The organism is Streptomyces sp. NBC_01224, assembly GCF_036002945.1.
Taxonomy (GTDB): Bacteria; Actinomycetota; Actinomycetes; order Streptomycetales; family Streptomycetaceae; genus Streptomyces.
This window is the reverse complement of sequence record NZ_CP108529.1, coordinates 6,593,831-6,617,005: the sequence shown is the minus strand read 5'-3', so window position 1 is coordinate 6,617,005 and position 23,175 is coordinate 6,593,831. Positions and strand designations below refer to the sequence as shown.

Sequence of the window (23,175 nt, the reverse complement as noted above, 5' to 3'; positions counted from 1 at the left end):
GCCGTCGTCAAAGTGACGTGAACCGGATATGATAGATAACGTCAATTAGACGAAAAGGCTTTCTGCAGAGAAGAAAGGGTGCGTGACGTGACCACGGCCCACCCCGTCCAGGATCTCGACGTCCAGCCGACGCCCCTCGCCCTGCTCCTGCTCGGCCGTGAGGCCGACCCGAAGAGCGAGCGCGGCGTCGAGTGCCCCGGCGACCTGCCATCCCCGTCCGACCCGGACCTGGTGGAGCGTGCCCGCGCGGCCAAGGAGAAGCTCGGGGACAAGGTGTTCGTCCTCGGCCACCACTACCAGCGCGACGAGGTCATCCAGTTCGCGGACGTCACCGGCGACTCGTTCAAGCTCGCCCGGGACGCGGCTGCGCGCCCGGAGGCCGAGTACATCGTCTTCTGCGGTGTGCACTTCATGGCCGAGTCGGCGGACATCCTGACCACCGACGACCAGAAGGTCGTGCTGCCGGACCTGGCCGCGGGCTGCTCCATGGCCGACATGGCCACCGCCGAGCAGGTCGCCGAGTGCTGGGACGTACTGACCGAGGCCGGGGTCGCCGAGCAGGTCGTACCCGTCTCGTACATGAACTCCTCCGCCGACATCAAGGCCTTCACCGGCAGGCACGGCGGCACGATCTGCACCTCGTCCAATGCGAAGCGGGCGCTGGAGTGGGCCTTCGAGCAGGGTGAGCCCTCGGCAGTCAAGGTGCTCTTCCTGCCCGACCAGCACCTGGGGCGGAACACCGCGGTCCGGGACATGGGGATGTCGCTGGAGGACTGCGTCCTCTACAACCCGCACAAGCCGAACGGCGGCCTGACCGCCGAGGAGCTGCGCAACGCCAAGATGATCCTGTGGCGCGGGCACTGCTCGGTGCACGGGCGCTTCTCCGTCGAGTCCGTCAACGATGTGCGCGAGCGGATTCCGGGCGTCAATGTGCTGGTGCACCCGGAGTGCAGGCACGAGGTCGTGGCGGCGGCGGACTACGTCGGCTCGACGGAGTACATCATCAAGGCCCTGGAGGCGGCGCCGGCCGGCTCGAAGTGGGCGATCGGCACCGAGCTGAACCTGGTGCGGCGCCTGGCGAACCGGTTCGCGGCCGAGGACAAGGAGATCGTCTTCCTCGACAAGACGGTGTGCTTCTGCTCGACGATGAACCGGATCGACCTGCCGCACCTGGTGTGGGCGCTGGAGTCGCTGGCCGAGGGGAACCTGGTCAACCGGATCGAGGTCGACCCCGAGACGGAGAAGTACGCGAAGCTGGCGCTGGAGCGGATGCTGGCCCTGCCGTAGGAGGTGCGCTGCCGTAGGGAGTGGCGCGCCTGCGGCGGACGTGCGGGCGACGCGCGAAGGCCCCGGCACCGTCGAAACGGTGCCGGGGCCTTCGCGTGCCCTGTGTCTTACGCCTTCGCGGGCTCCGGCTCCTCGGAGGTGGTCTCCTCCGGCTGGGCCGGGGCGGACAGGCCCGCCTTCTTCGCCCGCTTGATCGCCTTCTTCTTCGCGCGGCGCTCCTTGCGGAGTTCCACCATCGCGTAGAGCGTCGGCACCAGGAGCAGCGTCAGCAGGGTCGAGGTGACCAGGCCGCCGATCACCACGACGGCGAGCGGCTGCGAGATGAAGCCGCCCTCGCCGGTGACGCCGAGCGCCATGGGCAGCAGGGCGAAGATCGTCGCCAGGGCGGTCATCAGGATCGGACGGAGCCGGTGGCGGCCGCCCTCGATGACCGCTTCGACGACGCCCATGCCCTGCGTCCGGTACTGGTTGATCAGGTCGATCAGCACGATCGCGTTGGTGACCACGATGCCGATCAGCATCAGCATGCCGATCATCGCCGGTACGCCCATCGGGGTGCCGGTGACCACGAGCAGGCCGATCGCGCCGGTTGCCGCGAACGGGATGGAGACCAGCAGGATCAGCGGCTGGATCAGGGACCGGAAGGTCGCCACGAGCAGCATGAAGACGATCGCGATCGCGGCCAGCATGGCCAGGCCGAGGTTCAGGAACGCGTCGTTCTGGTCCTCGGAGACACCGCCGATGGTGGCGGTGGCGCCGTCCGGGAGCTTCAGCGCGTTGATCTTCGTCTGGAGGGAGGCGCTGACCGCGCCGGTGTTGTCACCGGTGGGCTTGGCGGTGATGGTCGCGGCGCGCTGGCCGTCGATCCTCGTCATCGAGACCGGTCCGGGGACCAGCTCGACATCGGCGATCTGACCGAGCTCGACCGGGCCGAGGGAGAGGTTCTTCAGCTCGGCCATCGTGGTGGCCGGGTGGGCGGACTTGATGACGACATCACGCTCGGTGTCGTCCATGATCGCCTTGCCGGACGGGGTGCCGCGCACCGCTCCGGCGACGGCCGCGCCGAGCGTGGTCTGGTTGAAACCGGCGTCGGCGGCCTTGGCGTTGGCCTTGACCGAGATCCGCGGGACGCTCTGCGCCAGGTCGCTCTGGACGTCGGTGACGTCCTTCAGCTTGGCCACCTCGGCCCGTACCTCTTCGGACGCCTTCTTCAGGACGTCCGCGTCGGCGGCCTTGACCACGACGCTGAGGTCCTGGCTGCCGAAGCTGCCGCCCGCGGAGATGGTGGTGTCACCGATGCCGTCGAGCTTGCCGAGCTCCGTGTCGAGGCGCTTCTGCACGGCCTCGGAGTCGCCCGCGTCCTTCAGGGTGATCTGGTACGAGGCCTGGTTGGATCCCGTACCGCCGCCGAAGGCCGCCATGAAGCCGGAGGAGCCGACGGTGACCTGGTAGTCCTTGACGCCCTTGTCGCCGGCGAGGACCTTCTCGACCTTCTTGGCCGCCTCGTCGGCGGCCGCCAGGCTGGTGCCGGGGGTCAGCTCCTGCTTGACGGAGAGGATTTCCTGCTCGCCCTGGTCGAAGAAGTTGGTCTTCAGCAGCGGGGCCATGCCGAAGGTGCCGAACAGCACCACGATGGCGATGACGATGCTGGTGATACGGCGCCGGGTCGCGAAGCGCAGCACCGGGACGTACAGCCGCTGGAGCCGGCTGCGGGCTTCCTTCTCCTCGGCCTTGCGACGGGCCTCGTCCGGGTTCTCGGTGCTGCCCTTGGGGGCGCGCAGGAACCAGAACGAGAGGACGGGGACGACGGTCAGCGAGACCAGCAGGGAGGCCAGCAGGGCCGCGGTGACGGTCAGCGAGAACGAGCCGAAGAGCTCGCCGACCATGCCGCCGACGAGACCGATCGGCAGGAAGACGGCGACCGTGGTGAGGGTCGAGGAGGTGACCGCACCGGCCACTTCCTTGACCGCGGTGATGATCGCGGACTGGCGCTCCTCGCCGTAGCCGAGGTGACGCTTGATGTTCTCCAGGACCACGATCGAGTCGTCGACGACACGGCCGATCGCGATGGTCAGCGCGCCGAGCGTAAGCATGTTGAGCGACAGGTCGCGGGTCCAGAGCACGATCAGCGCGAGGACCACGGAGAGCGGGATGGAGACCGCGGTGACCAGGGTCGAGCGCAGCGACGCGAGGAAGACCAGGATCACGATGACGGCGAAGAGCAGACCGAGCGCGCCCTCGGTGGTCAGACCGGAGATCGCCTTGGAGACGGCGGGGCCCTGGTCGGAGACGACGGTCAGTTCGGCACCGGCGCCGAGGTCCTTGCGGAGGTCGGGGAGCTTGTCCTTGACCGCGTCCGAGATGGCGACGGCGCTGCCGTCCTTGTCCATCGTCGCCATCACGGCGAGGCTCGGCTTGCCGTTGGTACGGGTGATGGAGACCGCGGTGGACGGCTCCTGCTTCACCGTGGCGATGTCACCGACGCGGACCGGCTTGCCGGGCTTGCCCGTCGCCGGGTCCTGGCCGGTGACGCGCAGGTCCTCGATCTGCTTCAAGGAGGTGAAGGCACCGCCGACCTGGACGGTACGGCTCTTGCCCGACTCCGAGAAGGCACCGGCGGGAACGGTCGCGCCGCCCGCCTGGAGCGCCTGGGAGAGCGTCGTGGTGTTCAGGCCGGCCGCCGCGAGCTTCTTGTCGTCGGGCGTGATGGAGACCTGGAGGTCCTGCACGCCGTCGACGGAGACCTGGCCGACGCCGTCGATGTCCTCCAGCGCGGGGACGACGGTGCGGTCCAGCTGGTCGGCGAGCGCCTGCTGGTCCTTGTCGGAGGTGACGGCGAGGACGACGGTCGGCATGTCGTCCGTCGAGCCGGCGACGACCTGCGGGTCCACGCTGTCGGGAAGCTGGGCGCGGGCGCGGTTCACCGCCTGCTGGATGTCGGCGACGAGCTGCTTGGTGCCCTCGCTGCCGAAGTCGAAGGTCGCCATGATGACGGCGTTGCCCTCGCTGGCGGTCGAGGTGGTGCCGGTGACGCCGTCGACGGCCTTGATGGAATTCTCGAGGGGTTCGACGACCTGCTTCTCGACCACATCGGGGGACGCACCCTGATAGGGGGCGAGCACCGACACCATCGGGAGTTCGATGGTGGGCAGCAGCTGCTGCTTGAGCTGCGGGATCGCGATCGCCCCGAATACGAGGGCGACGATCGAGATCAGCCCGATCAGGGCCCGTTGCGCGAGGCTGAATCTGGACAGCCAGGACATGGGTGGGTCTCTCTTCTGTGGCTTACGCGGCAGATGGGCGGGTGACTGGGGGACAGACCCGGCCCAGCTATACGATCGCCCATCCGCAAGACCGAAAGCGTCGGCCCCAGGTCGCTTTCTTATGCCGCGCATACCGCAGGTGGAGTACGCCGAATCTCCACCCGTCACTCCGTCCTGGGGCGCACCAGGCCCGATTCATACGCAATTACCACCAACTGAGCCCGGTCCCGGGCGCCCAGCTTCGCCATCGCCCTGTTCACATGGGTCTTGACGGTGAGCGGGCTGACGACGAGCCGCTCGGCGATCTCGTCGTTGGAGTGCCCGCCCGCGACCAGGACCAGCACCTCGCGTTCGCGGCCGGTGAGCGCGGCCAGCCGCTCGGAGTACTCCGCGGCGCTCTGCCCGTCACCGCACGAACTGCCGCCCTGCGCAAGGAAGGTGGCGATCAGGCCCTTGGTCGCGGCCGGCGAGAGCAGCGCCTCACCACCCGCGGCGATACGGATGGCATTGAGCAGTTCCTCCGGTTCCGCCCCTTTGCCGAGGAAGCCGGACGCCCCGGCCCGCAGCGACTGCACCACGTACTCGTCCACCTCGAAGGTGGTGAGCATGACGACCCGTACGTCCGCCAGTTCCGGATCGGCGCTGATCATCCGGGTCGCTGCGAGTCCGTCCGTACCGGGCATCCGGATGTCCATCAGCACCACGTCGGCGCGCGTCGAGCGGGCCAGTTCCACGGCCTGTGCGCCGTCCGCCGCCTCGCCGACGACCTTCATGTCGGCCTCCGAGTCGACCAGCACCCGGAACGCGCTGCGCAGCAGCGCCTGGTCGTCGACGAGCAGCACCTTGATGGGCGGTGTCATGTGTTTTCCCCCGTCCGGCCCACCGCGCCCGGCTCCCTGGGCTCTGCCGTGCGGGCCTTGACGGGCAGGATCGCATGAACCCGGAATCCGCCGCCGTAGCGGGGCCCCGCGGTGAGGGAGCCGCCGAGTGCGGTGACGCGTTCGCGCATGCCGAGGAGGCCGTGACCACCGCCGTCCCCGTTGCGGACGCCTCCGCCCGAGCCGTTGTCGATCACGGTGACCTCGGCCGTGGCGCCGACCCGTACGACGCTCACCTCGGCCTTCGCCCCGGGGCCCGCGTGTTTGCGCACATTGGTCAGTGCCTCCTGGATCACCCGGTACGCGGCCAGGTCGACGGCCGCCGGGAGCGGGGGCCACCGGTCGGTGCAGGCCACCTCGACCGGGAGCCCGGCCCGCCGGACGGTGTCCACCAGTTCGTCGAGGACCGCGAGCCCCGGGGCCGGTTCGGTCGGCGCCTCCGGGTCGCCGGACTGACGCAGCAGCCCGACGGTGGCCCGCAGTTCGTTGAGCGCGGAGCGGCTGGCCTCCCGGACGTGGGCCAGCGCCTCCTTGGCCTGGTCGGGGCGCTTGTCCATGACATGGGCGGCCACCCCGGCCTGGACATTGACCAGGGCGATGTGGTGGGCGACGACGTCGTGAAGATCGCGGGCGATCCGCAGCCGCTCCTCGGCGACCCGGCGCCGGGCCTCCTCGTCACGGGTGCGCTCGGCCCGCTCGGCGCGCTCCCTGATCGCGTCGACGAAGGCGCGCCTGGAGCGTACGGCGTCCCCCACGGCGCCGGCCATGCCGGTCCAGGCGAAGACGCCGAAGTTCTCCTGGCTGTACCAGGGCGCCGCACCGAAGAGCATCGCGGCGGCCGTCAGCGAGGCCATGGTCAGCAGACCGACCCGCCAGGTGGTGGGCCGGTCGGTGCGGGCGGCGACGGTGTACAGCGCGATGACGGTGCTCATCACCACGGGCGCGGGCGGGTCGGACCTCACCAGCTCGACGACCGTCAGCCCGGCGGTGGCCGCGAGCACCGCCATGGGATGGCGCCGCCGCCAGATGAGCGCCACAGCACCGAGCACCATCAGGACCACACCGCTCGCCTCGGGCCTGCGAGTGCCGAAGGTGGGACCGTTCGGTGCGCCCGGGCGGACGAACGACCCGATGATCATGGCCACCAGTACGGCCAGGGCGAGCGCGGTGTCCAGCGCGAGAGGGTGGTCGCGCAGCCAGTGCCGGATGCGCAGAACCCCGGTTCCGAGGGTGGTCACGTCAAGCTACGTTACGGCGTGTCGCGCGCGAATCGGTCCGGGTCGTACGGAGAAACCGGCACGGAGCGCGCCGAACCGCCACAGCGCCGTGCGGCGGACACAGCCGTGCCCCGTGTCCGGCGGACCGGACACGGGGCACTGACTTGTGCGGGTGCTGGAGAGCGACCGGCGTCAGCCGGGGATCAGACCGTCGTCCCGGAGCATGGCGCGCACCTCTTCAAGGGTCGCGTCGGACGACGGCAGGATCAGCTCGGACGGCTCCAGGGAGTCGTCCGGCAAGGGCGTGCCGAACTCACGCACCCTGGCGAGGAGTGCGTGGAGAGTGGAGCGGAAGCCGGGGCCGTCGCCGCTCTCCATCTCGGCGAGCAGTTCGTCGTCGAGCTTGTTGAGCTCGGCGAGATGGCTGTCGGCCAGTGCGACCTGGCCCTCCCCCATGATCCGTACGATCATGACGCCGCCTCAACTCTTGTCGAACCTGTGCGGGGACTGCGACGACTGCTGCTGCGCCGCATCCTGCGGGCCGCCCTCGATCGCCTGCTGCTGGGTGGAGCCGCCGGCCAGCTCGGCCTTCATGCGCTGCAGCTCCAGCTCCACATCCGTACCACCGGAGATCCGGTCCAGCTCGGCGGCGATGTCGTCCTTCGCCGTCCCGGTCGGGTCGTCCAGGGCGCCGGAGGCGAGCAGCTCGTCGATCGCACCGGCCCGGGCCTGCAGCTGCTGGGTCTTGTCCTCGGCACGCTGGATCGCGAGGCCGACATCGCCCATCTCCTCGGAGATCCCGGAGAAGGCCTCGCCGATCCGGGTCTGCGCCTGGGCTGCGGTGTAGGTGGCCTTGATGGTCTCCTTCTTGGTACGGAAGGCATCGACCTTGGCCTGCAGCCGCTGGGCCGCGAGAGTGAGCTTCTCCTCCTCGCCCTGCAGCGTGGTGTGCTGCGTCTCCAGGTCGGTGACCTGCTGCTGGAGTGCGGCGCGCCGGGACAGCGCCTCGCGGGCCAGGTCCTCGCGGCCGAGCGCGAGCGCCTTGCGGCCCTGGTCCTCCAGCTTGGACGACTGGCCCTGCAGCTGATTCAGCTGCAGCTCCAGCCGCTTGCGCGAGGTCGCCACATCGGCGACGCCGCGGCGCACCTTCTGAAGCAGCTCCAGCTGCTTCTGGTACGAGTAATCGAGGGTCTCGCGCGGATCCTCGGCCCGGTCAAGGGCCTTGTTTGCCTTCGCGCGGAAGATCATCCCCATACGCTTCATGACACCGCTCATGGGCTTCGCGCGCCCCCTTCTGACGGACTGAGCTCCAGCACTCCAACAGAACCCACAGTACGGGCCCTGCCTCTATTACCGCACTGTTCGAGCACAGATGTGCTCCTCCCCAAGGACGACTGCACCCGGTCACCGCTCCGGCCCAGGGAGTAGGTGGCGGTCAGGGAAACCGGTCGAGACGTCCGCGGCGAACCCATGGGGACACCTGCGAGGACGCAGGCCGTTGCCGGATCGTTCCCGACCGGCCTGGGGCAGCGGCGATCGAACCCGTACCCTTGGGCCTTGTGTTCCGTAGCCGTTCGAAGGAAGAGAAGGCGCCCACCCGCAAGGTGACGGCAGACCTCTCCAAGCAGCCCCGCGACCCGCAGGCCCCCAAAGGTCGCCCCACCCCCAAGCGCAGCGATGCCCAGTCGCAGCGCCGTCGTGCCTCCAGTGGCGCGCCGCTCGACCGCAAGGAGGCCATGAAGCGGCAGCGCGAAGCGCGCCGTGTGGACATGGCCAAGCAGCGTGAGGCGCTCGCCAGTGGCGACGAGCGCTATCTGCCGGCTCGCGACAAGGGCCCGGTGCGGCGCTTCGTCCGCGATTACGTGGACTCGCGTTTCTGCATCGCGGAGTTCTTCCTGCCGCTCGCCGTGATCATTCTGATCCTCAGCGTGATCCAGGTGCAGAACATCCAGACCATCTCGCTGCTGCTCTGGCTGATCGTGATCGTGCTGATCGTCATCGACTCGATCGGTCTCGCGTTCCGCCTGAAGAAGCAGCTGAACGCACGCTTCCCCGATACGCCGAAGCGTGGCGCGGTCGCCTACGGCCTGATGCGTACGCTTCAGATGCGTCGGCTCCGGCTGCCGAAGCCGCAGGTCAAGCGTGGAGAGCGGCCCTGAGTACGGATATCTCCGGCTCGGCCGGCGGTCCGTCCGCCGGTGCCGCCCCCGCCACCGTCACCGGATTCTCGGGAGCCTCCTCGGTGTGGCTGAAAGGGCTCGGCGGGCTGCGCAACACCGTCCGCCAGGAGCTCGTCGCCCGGCAGATCGACGAGCAGATCGCGGCCCGCTTCCCGGTCGGGCAGCGGCTGCGCATCCTCGACGTCGGCATGGGCCAGGGCACCCAGGCGCTGCGCCTGGCCAGGGCCGGTCACAGCGTGACGGGCCTGGAGTCCGACGCCGAGATGCTGCGGGTGGCCCGTGAGGCGCTCGGCAGCGAGCCCGCAGGCATCCGTGAACGGGTCCGGCTCATCGAAGGCAACGGCCTGGACACCGGGGTGCACTTCCTGCCCGGCAGCTTCGACGTGGTGCTCTGCCACGGCGTGCTGATGTATGTCCGGGAGCCGGACGCGATGCTGGCCGGACTTGCCCGGATGCTGGCCCCGGGCGGACTGCTCTCGCTGCTCGTACGGAACGCCGATGCACTGGCGATGCGGCCCGGGACCGCCGGGGACTGGGACGTGGCACTGGCCGCCTTCGACACGGATGCGTACACCAATCGGCTGGGGCTCGCGGTGAGGGCCGACCGGCTGGACGCGCTGACAGCCACGCTCGCCGGTATCGCGGCGCCCCTGCACGCCTGGTACGGGGTGCGCGTCTTCACGGACAACGTGAGCAACGACGTGGAGCTGCCGGCCGCCGACGAGCTGGAGCGGGTGCTGGCCGCGGAGGACCGCGCCGGACGGACCGATCCGTACCGCCGGGTGGCCGCGCTGCTTCATCTGTGCGGAGTGCGGGGCTAGAACCTTCCGGTACGTCGCCGGAGTTGTCCGGCGACGTACCCGGTCGGCCGAACCCAACGGGCCTCCAAAAGGGTTAAAAGTGATAATTCGGACATGGATGCATCCCACTCCCGCAGCCGTGTACGCCGTCTGCTGCTGCCTCTGACCGCAGGTGCCTGCGCAGTCGCCCTGGTGAGCGGCTGCTCGGACGCGAACTCCGATTCTCCGGCGGCCCAACCCACCACGTCGGCCTCCGCTTCCCGGACCGTCGGCGATCTGCAGAACGAATACCAGGACGTGATCAAGAACGTCCTGCCGTCGGTCGTGCAGATCGAAGCCTCCAACAGCCTGGGCTCCGGCGTCATCTACGACTCCAAGGGCCATATCGTCACCAACGCCCATGTGGTCGGCAACGAGAAGACATTCAAGGTCACCGTCGCCACCGGCGAGAAGGTGCTGCGGGCCTCGCTGGTCGCCGCGTACCCGGAACAGGATCTGGCCGTCATCAAGCTCGCCGACGTCCCGGCAGGGCTGAAGCCCGCGAAGTTCGGCGACTCGGAGAAGGTCGCGGTGGGACAGATCGTGCTGGCGATGGGCTCGCCGCTCGGGCTGTCCTCCAGCGTCACCCAGGGCATCGTCTCGGCGCTCGGCCGGACCGTCAGCGAAGGCAGCGCGGGCGGTGGCACGGGCGCGACGATCGCGAACATGGTGCAGACCTCGGCGGCGATCAACCCGGGCAACAGCGGCGGTGCGCTGGTCAACCTGAACAGCGAGGTGATCGGCATCCCGACGCTGGGGGCGATCGACCCGCAGATGGGTGACAGCGCGGCGCCGGGGATCGGGTTCGCGATCCCCGTGTCGATGGTGAAGACGATCGCCGATCAGATCATCAAGAGCGGCAAGGTCACCGACTCGGGCCGGGCGGCGCTGAACATCACCGGACGCACGGTCGTCGACGACACCTACCATCCGGTCGGGGTGGCGCTGGTCGGCTTGACGAAGGGCGGCGCCGCGGACAAGGCGGGGCTGCGGGTCGGCGATGTCATCACCAAGCTCGGCGATCTGCCGGTCCCGACGATCACCTCCCTGTCGGAGGCGCTGGCCTCGGACAAGCCGGGCGAGAAGGTCACGGTGACGTATCTGCGCAACGGGGCGGAGAAGACGGCGCAGGTCACCCTGGGCGAGATCTAGCTCCCGGTCGCCGCCGTACCGGCCTGATCCGGGTCGTTCGGACCGGATGACCGCCGTACGACCCCGATCGTCAGCCGTACGGGCTCGGAGACAGGCCCGAGCCCGTACGGCTGTTCACGCGCCGGGGCGGATCAGCCCTGGTCGGCCTGGAGGCTCATGGGGCCGTAGATCTTTGTCGTGTCGTCGAAGAGCGTCACCTGGTCCGCCCCGCCGTCGAGGAGTTCCTTCCAGTACTCACCGATCCAGGACTCCGCGTCGCCCTGCGTAGTGAATTCCTCCGGCTGCAGGGCCGGCTCCGTCTCCGTACCGTCGGACTTCTCGAACCGCCACGTCCACGCCATGTCCGCCTCCTGGGTCACTTTGCTGCCCGCAGCCTAGTGCCTCCAACCAGTGCGGGAACGGGTCCTGCGCCCGCCCGGGCACCCCCAGGTCGCGCACCCGCTGCGCGGACGCGGGAGGATCGGAGGTGTGGAACTGACTCTGCTCGGCACCGGAGCCCCCGACGGGCTGCCGCGGCCCGAATGTCCTTGTGCCGCCTGTGCCACCGCCCGCGGTATGCGCTCGCGGGCCGCGACCGCGCTGCTCGTCGACGACGCGCTGCTGCTCGATCTCACCCCGGGGGCCGTGTTCGCCGCAGCCCGTGCGGGGCATTCGCTCACCGGCGTACGGCAGGTGCTGCTCACCCATCCGCACGACGGGCCCGCCGTGGAGCTGCCTGCCGGACTGCCTCCGGCGGGACGGGTGCCGGACGGGCGGGAGCTGACGCTGATCAGCGGTCACCGGGTGAGGGCGGTGCCGATGGACGCGCCGGGGACGGGTTACGAGGTGACGGCTCCGGAGGGCGCACGGCTGCTCTACCTGCCGCCGGGCGCCGCGCCCTCCGGTCTCGCGGACCGGGTGGCACAGCCCTACGACATGGTGGTCGGCGATGTGGTCGGGCGGCCGGACGCGGTGGCGCGGCTGCGGGCCGTCGAGGCGATCGGACCGACCACCGAGATCATCGCCGTCCATCTGGACCATGACGCACCGCCCGGCGCCGAACTGGACCGGCGGCTCGCGGCGGCCGGCGCGCGGGCCGTGCCCGACGGGACGACGCTGGTGGTGGGTGAGTACCACTCGGTGCCGGACGTGCCGCGGCGCACGCTGGTGACGGGCGGTGCCAGGTCGGGGAAGTCGGTGGAGGCCGAGCGGCGTCTGGAGACGTTCCCCGAGGTGGTCTACGTGGCGACCGGTGGAGGCAGGGAAGGGGACGCGGAGTGGGCGGCCCGGATCGGGCTGCACCGGGACCGCAGGCCGGCCGCCTGGCGCACCGAGGAGACCTGTGAGCTGGTGGAGCTGCTGGAGTCCGACGGGCCCCCGCTGCTGATCGACTGTCTGTCGCTGTGGCTGACGGATGCGATGGACCGGGTGGATGCCTGGGACAACGCGGCATGGGCGAACGGAGGCGAGAGCGCGTTGCGGGAGCGGACCGCCGAGCTGGTCACCGCGGTGCGCGGAACGCGGCGCACGGTCGTCGCCGTGACCAATGAGACCGGCTCGGGCGTGGTGCCCGCGACGGCTGCCGGGCGGCGGTTCCGGGACGAGCTGGGCCGGTTGAACGCCGCTTTCGCCGACGAGTGCGAACAGGTGCTGCTGGTGGTGTCCGGACAGGTGCTGACGCTGCGCGGCTGACCGGGACTCGGGAACGCGGAACGCAAGGCAGGAACGGAACGCGAGAACAGGAGGAGCGGACATGGCACGTGTGCGACCGATGCTGAACGGGGTTCCGGAGACCTTGTTGTGGACGCTCTACAACCGGGCGTACGAGGCGGGGCGGCCCTATCCCGTACTGGATGATCCGATGGCGCTCCGGTTGCTGAAGGATCTGGACTACCCCTTCGAGGAACGGTTCGGGCGGCCGAACGCGTTCCACTCACAGGCCCAAGGGCTGCGCTCGCGCTGCTTCGACCTGGCCGTGCAGGGGTATCTCGCCGACCGGCCGCAGGCCACTGTGGTCGCGCTCGGCGACGGTCTGGAGACCGGCTTCTGGAGGGTCGACAACGGCCGGCTGAACTGGCTGAGCGTGGAGCTGCCCGAGGTCGCCGAGCTGCGCCGGGCGCTGCTGCCCGCCTCGGACCGGCTGCGCACCCTGTCCCGTTCGGCGACCGATCTGTCCTGGCTGGACGAGATCGAGGACCCGGATGGCCGCGGTGTTGTCGTCACGACACAGGGTCTGCTGATGTATCTGCCCCCCAAGGAGGTACGGAGGATTCTGGCGGCCTGTGCCGAACGGCTGCCCGGCGGTGTCCTCGTACTGGACACGATGGCGCGCTGGCTGGCCAGGGGCACGGTGGCCGGCACATCGAAGGTCGGCGCGATGACCATTCCGCCGATGCGCTGGGCGATGAACCCCGGCGAGCGGCACAAGCTGCGCAGCGCGCACCCGGGGATCACCGAGGTGCGGGCGCTGCGGCTGCCGCGGGGGCGGGGCGCGATGGGCGAGCTGATCCGGATCCAGTCGCTGCTCCCGGGGCTGCGGACCCTGACGCCCGCGATGACGCAGCTGCGGTTCGGGGGCAGAACCTCGCACTGACCGGGTGTCAGAAACGTGGCGGGTACTGTTCCGCAGTGAGCCCGCCGCCGGGCTCACCCGCCCACTCCACGTAACGACCCGCGAGGCAGACCCCCGTGAATCTGGACGACTTCTCCGACCTGATCGAACGCCCCGACGGCGGCGTACGGCGCGACGCCGAGGAACGGCGGGAGCGCCTGGTCGTTCCCCCGGGCGCCCTCGGCCGCCTGGACGAGCTGGGCGAATGGCTCTCGGCCGCCCAGCAGTCCGTACCGGTCAAGGCGATCGAGCAGCCGCGTGTGGTGCTCTTCGCCGGTGACCACGGGGTTGCCGAACTGGGTGTCTCCGGGCGCGCGGCCGGAACTGCGTACGAGCTGGTTCGGGCCACGCTGGAGGGTGCGACTCCGCTCGCCGTGCTGGCGCGCCAGTTCTCCGTACCGGTGCGGATCGTCGACGCCGCTCTGGACTGCGACCCCGAGCTGCTGCCCGAGTCGGTGGTCCGTCACCGGGTGCGGCGCGGCAGCGGCCGGATCGACATCGAGGACGCGCTGACGGCCGAGGAGGCCGAGCAGGCGGTGCGTCTGGGCATGGCGATCGCCGACGAGGAGGCCGACTCGGGCACCGATCTGGTGGTGCTCGGCGATCTGAGCGTCGGCGGTACGACGGCCGCGGCCACGCTGATCGCGGCCCTGTGCGGCACGGACGCCTCGGTGGTCACCGGGCGCGGCGGTGCCGGGATCGACGATCTGGCGTGGATGCGCAAGTGTGCGGCGATCCGGGACGCGCTGCGGCGGGCCAGGCCGGTCCTCGGTGATCAGCTGGAGCTGCTGGCCACGGTGGGCGGTGCGGACCTGGCGGCGATGACCGGGTTCCTGCTGCAGTGCGCGGTGCGCAGGCTGCCGGTCATTCTGGACGGTGTGGTCTCGTCGGCCTGTGCGCTGGTGGGCCAGCGGGCGGCCTTCCGGGCGCCGGACTGGTGGCTGGCGGGTCAGGCGAGCGGCGAGCCGGCGCAGACCAAGGCGCTGGACCGGATGGCACTCAACCCGTTGCTGGACCACGGCGTCATCGTGGGCGAAGGAAGTGGGGCATTGCTCGCACTTCCGCTTGTTCGGGCCGCGGCCGCGCTGGCGGCGGAGCTGCCCGAGCGCGCACCCGTCGCCGACGAGAAGGACGGTGCCGACGAAGGGGCCGACGGAAGCGACGCGGACCGCGACGCGACCGACGGCTGACGGACCCGGCAGCGCTGCGGCCGGCCACAAACCGGCCGCAGCGCAGTCCCCTCATGTTGCGCGATGCACCATATGATCGTTTTCATGGGAGAGGTCCGATTGGCCACCGAGGAATCCCGGCGGGACAGCACCCGGGCACCGAGCACCGTCCGGTCACGCCGCAGTGCCGCGTTCACCATCTGGTACCTGCGCGTCGTATCGTTCATCAATTTCCTGAGCGCCGTCTGGGTCACTCTCGGCAACGATCTGCGCCGCCACAACACCGCGAACTACTTCACGCCCTACCTGCTCACCGCGGGCTTCTCCTCCGGGGTGGTCGCGCTCTTCCTCGCGATCACCATGCGCCGCCGCAAGCGCGCCGCCTGGATCGTGAACATGGTGGTGAGCAGCCTTCTGCTGCTGCTCTTCGTCCTGGTGATCCCGTTCCCGGAGGTCCGGCAGTACCCGCAGAACTGGATCTCGCTGGTACTGACCACCGCCTTCGTACTGGCGCTGGCCCTCGGCCGGCGCGAGTTCTACGCGAAGGGCGACCGGTCCAACCCCAAGCTGGCCGCGATCGTCGCGGTCGGCGGGCTGCTGGTCACCTCGCTGATCGCCGCGGGCCTGGTCACCCTCACCAACACCGCGCACGACGAATCCCGCTCGGCCTTCCTGGACCGCTGGCGCTACGGCGCCCTGCGGCTGGTCTCCATCACCGACAACGACACCAACTACCCCGGAATCACCACTCCCGGCTGGGTCAATGTCAGCATCAACATCCTCTCCACACTGCTGCTGATCGCCGTCGTGTACGCGGCGTTCCGGGCCCGCCGGGCCGTCGACCCGATCACTGCCGAGGACGAGGCCCGGCTGCGCGTGCTGCTCGACAGGCACGGCGACCGGGACTCGCTCGGCTACTTCGCGCTGCGTCGGGAGAAGAGCGTCATCTGGTCGCCGACCGGGAAGGCCGCCGTCGCCTACCGGGTGGTCGGCGGGGTCTCGCTCGCCTCCGGTGATCCCATCGGCGACCTGGAGGCCTGGCCCGGAGCGATCGACCCATGGCTGGCCGAGGCCCGCGAACACGGCTGGATCCCGGCGGTCATGGGGGTGAGCGAGGAAGGCGGCACCGTCTACGCGCGGCACGGCCTGGACGCCCTGGAGCTGGGCGACGAGGCGATCGTGGAGACCGCCGAGTTCACCCTTGAAGGACGGGCGATGCGGACCGTCCGCCAGGCGTACAACCGGGTCAAGCGCGCCGGGTACGAAGTGACCGTGCGCCGGCACGCCGACATCCCCGACGACGAGATGGCCGAACTGGTGCGGCGCGCCGACGACTGGCGCGACGGGGCGACCGAACGCGGCTTCTCGATGGCGCTGGGCCGGCTCGGCGATCCGGCCGACGGGCAGTGCGTGATGCTCGAATGCCGCAACTCGCCCACCGAAGTGGGCGGCGGGCCCGGCGAGTTGCGCGCCGTACTGAGCTTCGTGCCATGGGGACCGAACGGCCTCTCGCTGGACCTGATGCGCCGCGACCGGGACGCCGAGAACGGCCTGATGGAGTTCATGGTCATCGAACTCCTGCAGCGTGCCGAAGAGATCGGGATCACCCAGGTCTCACTGAACTTCGCGATGTTCCGGTCCGTCTTCGAGCGGGGTTCACGGCTCGGCGCCGGACCGGTGCTGAGGCTGTGGCGCTCCATGCTCAGCTTCTTCTCGCGCTGGTGGCAGATCGAGTCGCTCTACCGCGCCAACGCCAAGTACCGACCGATCTGGGAGCCGCGCTTCATGCTCTTCGAGAAGAGCTCCGACCTCCTGCGCATCGGCCTCGCCGCAGGCCGGGCCGAGGGGTTCCTGGAGGCACCCGGTCTGCCCAAGTGGATGCACCGCTCGCATCTCGGGGCCGGTGGATGAGACCCGTACACGCGCTGGGCCGGGCTGCTCGCCACGAGTGGGGTCCGCTCGCGGGGACCGTACGCGCAGGGCTCGCCGCCTCCCGGCTGCAGGCTGTCCCGATGACGCTGGCTTCGGTCTGCCTGACGGCACTGCTCCATACGGTGCAGAACCAGTCGTGGGGCGCCGGGCCGGTGCGCGAGCTCGGGGCGGTGCGGGCCGAGGATCCGCTGTGGGAAGCCCTGCTGCGTACCCCGTTGTCACTGTTCGTCCCGGCGCTGGACCTGCCGGTATGGGGGGCGCTGGCGCAGATCCTGGTGGTGTTCGGGACCGCCGAGATCTGTCTGGGCCGGTGGCGCACGCTGCTGATCGCGTACGTCGCGACGCTGGCCGGAACGATGTACGCGCGGATCGGTGTCTCGATCGACCCCGAAGGGCTGTTCGGGCTGCCCGCCTCCGATGCCCGGATCATCGACACCGGCCCGTCGGCGGCGGTGGTCGGGCTGGCCGTCTACGTGTGTTACGTCTACCGGGCCTGGTTCACCGGGGCGCTGGTGATCGCGACGATGGTGGCCGAGATGATCTTCAAGAACAATCTGGCGGGCAAGGAGCATCTGGCCGCGATCGCCGCGGTCCTCGTGCTGTGCGCTGTCACGCTCCGCCGGGACCGGCGCCGGCAACTGCGGCGCAGGGCTCAGGATTTACGCCCGGGCGCCGGAACCCGGTCCGGCGCGCCGCCGATCAGGTCCTGAAATCTGCGGCGCGGGCCCACCCAGCGCACATCGTGGTGGTAGGCCCGCAGCACCGCCCGGGCGCGGGCGCGGTGGCGGTTGCGGTAGAAGCGCCTCGCCCACATCGAGGTCGGCCGGGCCAGCCGGATCGCCCCGATCAGCGCGACGAACGGGACGAGGGTGCCGACGACCGCGAGCCGCGCCTTGCCCTTGAACAGGGAGATCAGCACGAAGCAGAAGTTGACGACCAGGGTCAGGACGACGCCGAGCCTGCCCTGCTGCTGGTCGCTGCTCAGCTCGTTCACGCCGAGCGGCGAGAAGCCGGCCAGGACCAGCAGCACCAGCGCCGCGGTGAGGACCACGACCTCCACGCTCTGGCGGCCCTCCTCGGTCCAGTACACATCGTCCAGATGGAGGATCAGGGCGAACTCGTCCAGCACGAGACCCGCACCCATACCGAAGATCACCGCGCAGACCCCCGCGGTGACACCCTGGCGGCCACTGGCGACCGCCCCGAAGCCACCGATGACGCTCAGCACCACACCGGGCACCACATGGTGGACATGCACTCCGCCGGGCGTGATGTTGCGGAACGGGCCCTTCCCTGCCCGGATCATCCGCGTGATGACCCGGGTGATGGCGAAGGTGAGCACGAAGGCTGCCAGGGCGAGGAGCAGCGGCAGCTTTCCCGGCTCGAGGATGTTCTGATCGAACCAGTGACCCATGCCACCCACTCCCGATAAGCTGCTTTTGCCATGATATGTCGCCTTATGCACAATCTATCGGCCTGTCACAGCGATTAGCCTGCGCGCCGTGACCTCCCTGAACAGCCATGGCCTGCGCTTCGCCTTCGGCACCCTGACCGTGCTCCCCGTCCACGTCACCCGCTGGGACCGTCAGGCCGCCCGCGCCGGGATGCTGTGCGCGCCGACGGCCGGTCTCGTCGTGGGGCTGCTCGCAGCTGTGCCCGGCTGTCTGTTGCTGCTGCTCGGCTCCGGTCCGCTGCTCGCGGCGGTCGCCTCCGCCGCCGTGCCGGCGGTGCTGACCCGGGGTCTGCATCTGGACGGTCTCGCGGACACCGCCGACGGCCTGGGCAGCGGCAAACCCGCCGACGACGCTCTGCGGATCATGAAGCAGTCGGACATTGGCCCATTCGGTGTGATCACCCTGCTGTTCGTGCTGCTGGCCCAGGTCGCGGTCCTCTACCAGCTCTACGGGCAGAGCTGGGCGCACGGCGCGGTGGCGGCGGCCGTCGCCGCGGTCACCGCCCGGCTGGCGCTCACCCTGGCTTCCCGTCAGGGCGTACCGGCGGCCCGTCCGGAGGGGCTGGGTGCGGCGGTGGCGGGAACGGTCACGGTCCGGGCCGCGGTGGCGGTCGGGGCCGTCACGGTCGCGGCCTGTGCGGGTGCCGGTGCGCTCCTCGGCGGGTACGGGGCGCTGCACCATGCCCTCGCCGCGCTGACCGCCCTCGGCGTCGCCCAACTCCTGCTGCGGCACTGTGTACGGCGCTTCGGCGGGGTGACCGGCGATGTCTTCGGCGCACTGGCGGAGACGGCGGCGACGGCGGCCCTGGTGGTCCTGGCACTCGGTTAGGGGCGGGCTTTCGGGCACTCCTGGCGCCACACACCCAGCTCGTACCTCTTCCGCAGCGAACTGAGCCCGAGCCGCTTCGACCCGGCGCAGAACCGGGCGACCGGCAGCTCGTACTCCACATGGAAGACGGCCTTGCCCGCCTTCACAAAAGGTGTGAGGGCGTCGCACTCCCCGTACTGCGCACACTGCTCATTGACCGCGAAGTCGAAGTCCGGCTCCAGCTCCGGGATCTGGTCGAGGTCGTTCTTCAGACCGACGGCGAGTCCATGGCGGTGGGCGATACGGGCGATGAGCCGGTTGTAGCGCAACTGGTCGGCGGCGGTCAGTGGGAAGCCCGTGCGGTTTCGGTAGCCGTCCATGTTGTCGGGCTCCACCGCGTCGAAGCCCTTCTTCGCGCACATCGCGATCCGCGCCTCCATCGGCGGCTCCAGGACGTCCGTGCGGCGGATGTCGAGCCACCGCTCCCCCGCCCAGCCGTTGCCCTTTCCCTGTACCGAGGCGGGGAATTTCCCGGCGTCCGGGCGGAACTCCTCCCAGGCACCGGTGGAGAGGTAGCAGATCACCTTGCGGCCCCTGCGATGCAGGTCCGCGACGGCCGAAGCCTTGTGCTCGAAGCCGTCGATGTCGTACACCGGGACGTCCACCGTGGGGTCCAGCCGGCCGGAGAGCTGCCACTGCCAGCCGATGCCCGGCTCCGGCCGCCAACGGCCCGTGCCGGCGGGCTCCGGCGCCGAGGTGCAGCCGGCCAGCAGGGCCAGCAGGATCAGTACGGTGACCGGCAGCGCCGGTCCCGGCCGTGCAGCCCCACAGGCGCGCATGGTTCTCCCCCGTCGGTCCGGCACCTCCAACGAGCCTACTTCCACGGCCCGTTCCAGCCGCACGGCCCCGGCCCCGGCCGCCCGGAACCGGGGCATCGCCGCCACAACGGGCCACCGACGGCCCGCCGACGTGATCCCGCAGCAAAGGCGCGCGTAGGCTCATTCCCGGCACATTGCGGCGGCGTCTACGATGCGCCGGGCACGGTCGGCCCACCCATCGACCGACAACGAACTCAACGGAAGCGAGATTTCACCACCGTGACTGCTCTCACTCTCAGCACTGCCGGTGCGGCGACGCTGCGCGCCGACGCACTCGTCGTCGGCGTCGCCAAGGGCGCTGGATCCAAGTCTGGGGACCTGGTTCTCGCACCGGGCGCCGAGGCCGTGGACAAGGCGTTCGACGGAAAGCTCGCCACCGTCCTGAAGGCCCTGGGCGCCGCAGGTGCCGAGGGCGAGGTGACCAAGCTCCCCGCGCCCGACGGCCTCAAGGTCCCGGTCGTCGTCGCGGCCGGACTCGGCTCCGTCCCGGAGAAGGACGCGGCGTACGACGCCGAGGCGCTGCGCCGGGCCGCAGGCTCGGCCGCCCGTGCCCTGAGCGGTTCGAAGAAGGCCGGCTTCGCGCTGCCCATCGAGTCCGCCGAGGACGCCGAGGCGATCGCCGAGGGCGCGCTCCTCGGTGCCTATGCCTTCACCGCGTACCAGGGCGGCGAGAACAAGCTGGCACCCAAGGACAAGAAGAACGGCAACGGTGCGAAGCTGCCGCTCGGCGAGGTCGCCCTGCTCGGCACCAAGCCGCGCGACAAGGCGTTCAAGGCGGCCGCCGAGCGTGCCGTCGCGGTCGTCGAGGAGATCAACCGCGCCCGCGACCTGATCAACACCCCGCCGAACGACCTCTACCCCGAGTCCTTCGCCGCCGTGGCCACCGCCGCCGGCAAGGAGCACGGCATCAAGGTGCAGGTCCTCGACGAGAAGGCGCTCGTCAAGGGCGGCTTCGGCGGTCTGCTGGGTGTCGGCCAGGGCTCGACCCACGGCCCGCGTCTGGTGAAGCTCGCCTACACGCACCCGAAGGCGGAGAAGACCCTGGCCCTGGTCGGCAAGGGCATCACCTACGACTCGGGCGGCATCTCGCTGAAGCCGGCCGGCCACAACGAGACGATGAAGTGCGACATGAGCGGCGCCGCCGCCGTGTTCGCAACCGTCGTCGCGGCCGCCCGTCTCGGCCTCCAGGTCAACGTCACCGGCTGGCTGGCGCTCGCCGAGAACATGCCGTCCGGCAACGCCACCCGCCCCGGTGACGTGCTGCGCATGTACAGCGGCAAGACCGTCGAGGTCCTCAACACGGACGCCGAGGGCCGGCTCGTCCTCGCCGACGCGCTGACCCGCGCCTCCGAGGAAAACCCGGACGCGATCGTCGACGTGGCGACCCTGACCGGCGCGATGGTGCTGGCGCTGGGCAACCGCACCTTCGGCATCATGGCGAACGACGACGCCTTCCGTACCTCCATCCACGAGATCGCCGAGGAGGTCGGCGAGGCCTCCTGGCCGATGCCGCTCCCCGCCGACCTGCGCAAGGGCATGGACTCCCCGACCGCCGACATCGCCAACATGGGCGAGCGGATGGGCGGCGGCCTGGTGGCCGGTCTGTTCCTGCAGGAGTTCGTGGGCGAGGGCATCGCCTGGGCGCACCTGGACATCGCGGGCCCGGCCTTCCACGAGGGCGCGCCGTACGGCTACACGCCGAAGGGCGGCACCGGTTCCGCGGTCCGCACGCTGGTGAAGCTGGCGGAGCGCACCGCCGCCGGAGACCTCGGCTGAGGTCGCAGCCGACATACGGCCCCGGGCATACGTCCGGGGCCGCATGTGTTCCCCCGGTGGCATCGCGGCTCGGATCCGGCAGGTTTCGCTCTCAACGAAATCAGCAGGTCTCTACGCAGCGGTAACCGCCCGAGACGAATGATCATCCGTCTCAGACCCGGGCCCCGCGTCCCGCCCACCGTCAACAAGTGCGAAGATGGGTTCTCGGCAGGACAGGGCCCCCACCACAGGGCCGAATAACAAAAGCGGCCGAACACCAGCCGACCGGCCGGTCATCCCCCAGCGACGGGGCCCGGCGTACGGCGCACATGCATGGAGGACGTGACGTGGCGAACGACGCCAGCACCGTTTTCGACCTAGTGATCCTCGGCGGTGGTAGCGGCGGTTACGCCGCGGCCCTGCGCGGAGCGCAGCTGGGCCTGGACGTCGCTCTGATCGAGAAGGGCAAGGTCGGCGGTACCTGCCTGCACAACGGCTGCATCCCCACGAAGGCCCTGCTGCACGCCGGCGAGATCGCCGACCAGGCGCGTGAGGCCGACCAGTTCGGTGTCAAGGCCACCTTCGAGGGCATCGACATCGAGGCCGTCCACAAGTACAAGGACGACGTGATCTCGGGCCTGTACAAGGGTCTGCAGGGTCTCATCGCCTCGCGCAAGGTCACCTACATCGAGGGTGAGGGACGGCTCTCCTCCCCCACCTCGGTGGATGTGAACGGCCAGCGCGTCCAGGGCCGCCACGTGCTGCTCGCGACCGGCTCCGTGCCGAAGTCGCTGCCGGGCCTGGAGATCGACGGCAACCGCATCATCTCCTCGGACCACGCGCTGAAGCTGGACCGTGTCCCGAAGTCCGCGATCGTGCTGGGCGGCGGCGTCATCGGCGTCGAGTTCGCCTCGGCGTGGACATCCTTCGGCACCGACGTCACGATCATCGAGGGCCTGAAGCACCTCGTCCCGGTCGAGGACGAGAACAGCTCGAAGCTTCTTGAGCGCGCCTTCCGCAAGCGCGGCATCAAGTTCAACCTCGGCACGTTCTTCCAGAGCGCCGAGTACACGCAGGACGGCGTCCGCGTGACCCTCGCCGACGGCAAGACCTTCGAGGCCGAGGTGCTGCTGGTCGCCATCGGCCGCGGCCCGGTCTCGCAGGGTCTGGGCTATGAGGAGGCCGGCGTCGCGATGGACCGCGGCTACGTCCTCGTCGACGAGTACATGCAGACCAACGTGCCCACCATCTCGGCCGTGGGTGACCTGGCCCCGACGCTCCAGCTCGCGCACGTCGGCTTCGCCGAGGGCATCCTGGTGGCGGAGCGGCTGGCCGGTCTGAAGACCGTTCCGATCGACTACGACGGTGTCCCGCGGGTGACGTACTGCCACCCCGAGGTCGCCTCCGTGGGCATCACCGAGGCCAAGGCCAAGGAGCTCTACGGCGCGGACAAGGTCGTCGCTCTGAAGTACAACCTCGCGGGCAACGGCAAGAGCAAGATCCTCAAGACCGCGGGCGAGATCAAGCTCGTCCAGGTCAAGGACGGTGCCGTGGTCGGCGTCCACATGGTCGGTGACCGTATGGGCGAGCAGGTCGGCGAGGCCCAGCTGATCTACAACTGGGAGGCGCTGCCCGCCGAGGTCGCGCAGCTCATCCACGCCCACCCGACCCAGAGCGAGGCGCTCGGCGAGGCCCACCTGGCCCTGGCCGGCAAGCCCCTGCACTCCCACGACTGATCAGTCGACCGGGCGCGACGACCGACCTACTTCCGCAC

20 protein-coding genes are annotated in these 23,175 nt (G+C 70.0%); 12 read left to right on the top strand and 8 right to left on the bottom strand.

The genetic code is table 11. The features are described 5' to 3' along the window. Nucleotides 1–78 precede the first annotated feature (78 nt). On the top strand, nt 79–1,287 hold the full coding sequence (gene nadA, locus OG609_RS29750) for a quinolinate synthase NadA (protein WP_327275653.1): 1,209 nt from the start codon (nt 79–81) through the stop codon (nt 1,285–1,287). A 107-nt stretch (nt 1,288–1,394) separates the two neighbouring features. On the opposite strand, the gene OG609_RS29745 is transcribed toward nadA, so the two are convergent. The 5 genes from OG609_RS29745 to OG609_RS29725 all read right to left on the bottom strand — a co-directional run bounded on the left by OG609_RS29745 (nt 1,395) and on the right by OG609_RS29725 (nt 7,908). Then, nucleotides 1,395–4,550, bottom strand: coding sequence for an efflux RND transporter permease subunit (locus OG609_RS29745; protein WP_327275652.1), 3,156 nt, complete (start codon nt 4,548–4,550; stop codon nt 1,395–1,397). A 164-nt stretch (nt 4,551–4,714) separates the two neighbouring features. Beyond that, entirely contained in the window at nt 4,715–5,410 is a 696-nt protein-coding gene (locus OG609_RS29740) for a response regulator transcription factor (protein ID WP_327275651.1), read from the bottom strand. Next, nucleotides 5,407–6,666 (bottom strand): sensor histidine kinase, encoded by a 1,260-nt coding sequence (locus tag OG609_RS29735; protein ID WP_327275650.1) that lies wholly within the window; start codon nt 6,664–6,666, stop codon nt 5,407–5,409. Before OG609_RS29735 ends, OG609_RS29740 begins: the two co-directional genes overlap by 4 nt. Nucleotides 6,667–6,837: 171 nt before the next feature. Further along, nucleotides 6,838–7,116, bottom strand: coding sequence for a PspA-associated protein PspAA (pspAA, locus tag OG609_RS29730; RefSeq protein WP_327275649.1), 279 nt, complete (start codon nt 7,114–7,116; stop codon nt 6,838–6,840). A gap of 9 nt (nt 7,117–7,125) precedes the next feature. Then, nucleotides 7,126–7,908: a PspA/IM30 family protein gene (locus OG609_RS29725; protein ID WP_093893567.1), complete on the bottom strand. Its 783-nt coding sequence runs from the start codon at nt 7,906–7,908 to the stop codon at nt 7,126–7,128. Between the two features lie 296 nt (nt 7,909–8,204). Here OG609_RS29725 and OG609_RS29720 point away from each other — a divergent pair, with 296 nt between their 5' ends. The 3 genes from OG609_RS29720 (at nt 8,205) to OG609_RS29710 (ending at nt 10,816) form a co-directional block, all read left to right on the top strand. Further along, nucleotides 8,205–8,804, top strand: coding sequence for a DUF3043 domain-containing protein (locus tag OG609_RS29720; protein WP_327278227.1), 600 nt, complete (start codon nt 8,205–8,207; stop codon nt 8,802–8,804). A gap of 83 nt (nt 8,805–8,887) precedes the next feature. Further along, on the top strand, nt 8,888–9,646 hold the full coding sequence (locus OG609_RS29715) for a class I SAM-dependent methyltransferase (RefSeq protein WP_382907740.1): 759 nt from the start codon (nt 8,888–8,890) through the stop codon (nt 9,644–9,646). Between the two features lie 93 nt (nt 9,647–9,739). Next, nucleotides 9,740–10,816 carry a S1C family serine protease gene (locus OG609_RS29710; protein ID WP_327275648.1) on the top strand — a complete coding sequence of 359 codons (1,077 nt, stop codon included), beginning with the start codon at nt 9,740–9,742 and terminating at the stop codon, nt 10,814–10,816. A 131-nt stretch (nt 10,817–10,947) separates the two neighbouring features. On the opposite strand, the gene OG609_RS29705 is transcribed toward OG609_RS29710, so the two are convergent. After that, nucleotides 10,948–11,157, bottom strand: a complete 210-nt coding sequence (locus OG609_RS29705; RefSeq protein ID WP_093893560.1) for a hypothetical protein — start codon at nt 11,155–11,157, stop codon at nt 10,948–10,950. Between the two features lie 127 nt (nt 11,158–11,284). On the opposite strand from OG609_RS29705, the gene OG609_RS29700 reads away from it, so the two are divergent. The 5 genes from OG609_RS29700 to OG609_RS29680 all read left to right on the top strand — a co-directional run bounded on the left by OG609_RS29700 (nt 11,285) and on the right by OG609_RS29680 (nt 17,217). After that, on the top strand, nt 11,285–12,487 hold the full coding sequence (locus OG609_RS29700) for a bifunctional adenosylcobinamide kinase/adenosylcobinamide-phosphate guanylyltransferase (RefSeq protein WP_327275647.1): 1,203 nt from the start codon (nt 11,285–11,287) through the stop codon (nt 12,485–12,487). A gap of 61 nt (nt 12,488–12,548) precedes the next feature. Further along, entirely contained in the window at nt 12,549–13,388 is an 840-nt protein-coding gene (locus OG609_RS29695; RefSeq protein ID WP_327275646.1) for a class I SAM-dependent methyltransferase, read from the top strand. A gap of 95 nt (nt 13,389–13,483) precedes the next feature. After that, a complete protein-coding gene (gene cobT / locus OG609_RS29690) occupies nt 13,484–14,596 on the top strand; it encodes a nicotinate-nucleotide--dimethylbenzimidazole phosphoribosyltransferase (protein ID WP_327275645.1) in 1,113 nt (370 codons plus the stop codon). An 84-nt stretch (nt 14,597–14,680) separates the two neighbouring features. Next, nucleotides 14,681–16,486 (top strand): phosphatidylglycerol lysyltransferase domain-containing protein, encoded by a 1,806-nt coding sequence (locus OG609_RS29685; RefSeq protein ID WP_327275644.1) that lies wholly within the window; start codon nt 14,681–14,683, stop codon nt 16,484–16,486. After that, nucleotides 16,483–17,217 carry a hypothetical protein gene (locus tag OG609_RS29680; RefSeq protein ID WP_327275643.1) on the top strand — a complete coding sequence of 245 codons (735 nt, stop codon included), beginning with the start codon at nt 16,483–16,485 and terminating at the stop codon, nt 17,215–17,217. Before OG609_RS29685 ends, OG609_RS29680 begins: the two co-directional genes overlap by 4 nt. On the opposite strand, the gene OG609_RS29675 is transcribed toward OG609_RS29680, so the two are convergent. After that, nucleotides 17,160–17,921, bottom strand: a complete 762-nt coding sequence (locus tag OG609_RS29675) for a hypothetical protein (protein ID WP_327275642.1) — start codon at nt 17,919–17,921, stop codon at nt 17,160–17,162. The genes OG609_RS29680 and OG609_RS29675 overlap by 58 nt on opposite strands. Before the next feature lie 88 nt (nt 17,922–18,009). On the opposite strand from OG609_RS29675, the gene OG609_RS29670 reads away from it, so the two are divergent. Further along, the gene (locus tag OG609_RS29670; RefSeq protein WP_327275641.1) at nt 18,010–18,789 is read left to right on the top strand and encodes an adenosylcobinamide-GDP ribazoletransferase; all 780 of its coding nucleotides are present in this window, start codon (nt 18,010–18,012) and stop codon (nt 18,787–18,789) included. On the opposite strand, the gene OG609_RS29665 is transcribed toward OG609_RS29670, so the two are convergent. Continuing rightward, nucleotides 18,786–19,607, bottom strand: a complete 822-nt coding sequence (locus tag OG609_RS29665; RefSeq protein WP_327275640.1) for an endo alpha-1,4 polygalactosaminidase — start codon at nt 19,605–19,607, stop codon at nt 18,786–18,788. The two genes, OG609_RS29670 and OG609_RS29665, sit on opposite strands and share 4 nt — an antisense overlap. 258 nt (nt 19,608–19,865) lie before the next feature. Between OG609_RS29665 and OG609_RS29660 the strand changes: the two genes are divergently transcribed. Both OG609_RS29660 and lpdA read left to right on the top strand, forming a co-directional pair. Further along, a complete protein-coding gene (locus OG609_RS29660; protein WP_327275639.1) occupies nt 19,866–21,422 on the top strand; it encodes a leucyl aminopeptidase in 1,557 nt (518 codons plus the stop codon). 326 nt (nt 21,423–21,748) lie between these two features. Continuing rightward, complete coding sequence (gene lpdA, locus OG609_RS29655) at nt 21,749–23,137, top strand: dihydrolipoyl dehydrogenase (protein WP_327275638.1); 1,389 nt, start codon at nt 21,749–21,751, stop codon at nt 23,135–23,137. Nucleotides 23,138–23,175 lie beyond the last annotated feature (38 nt).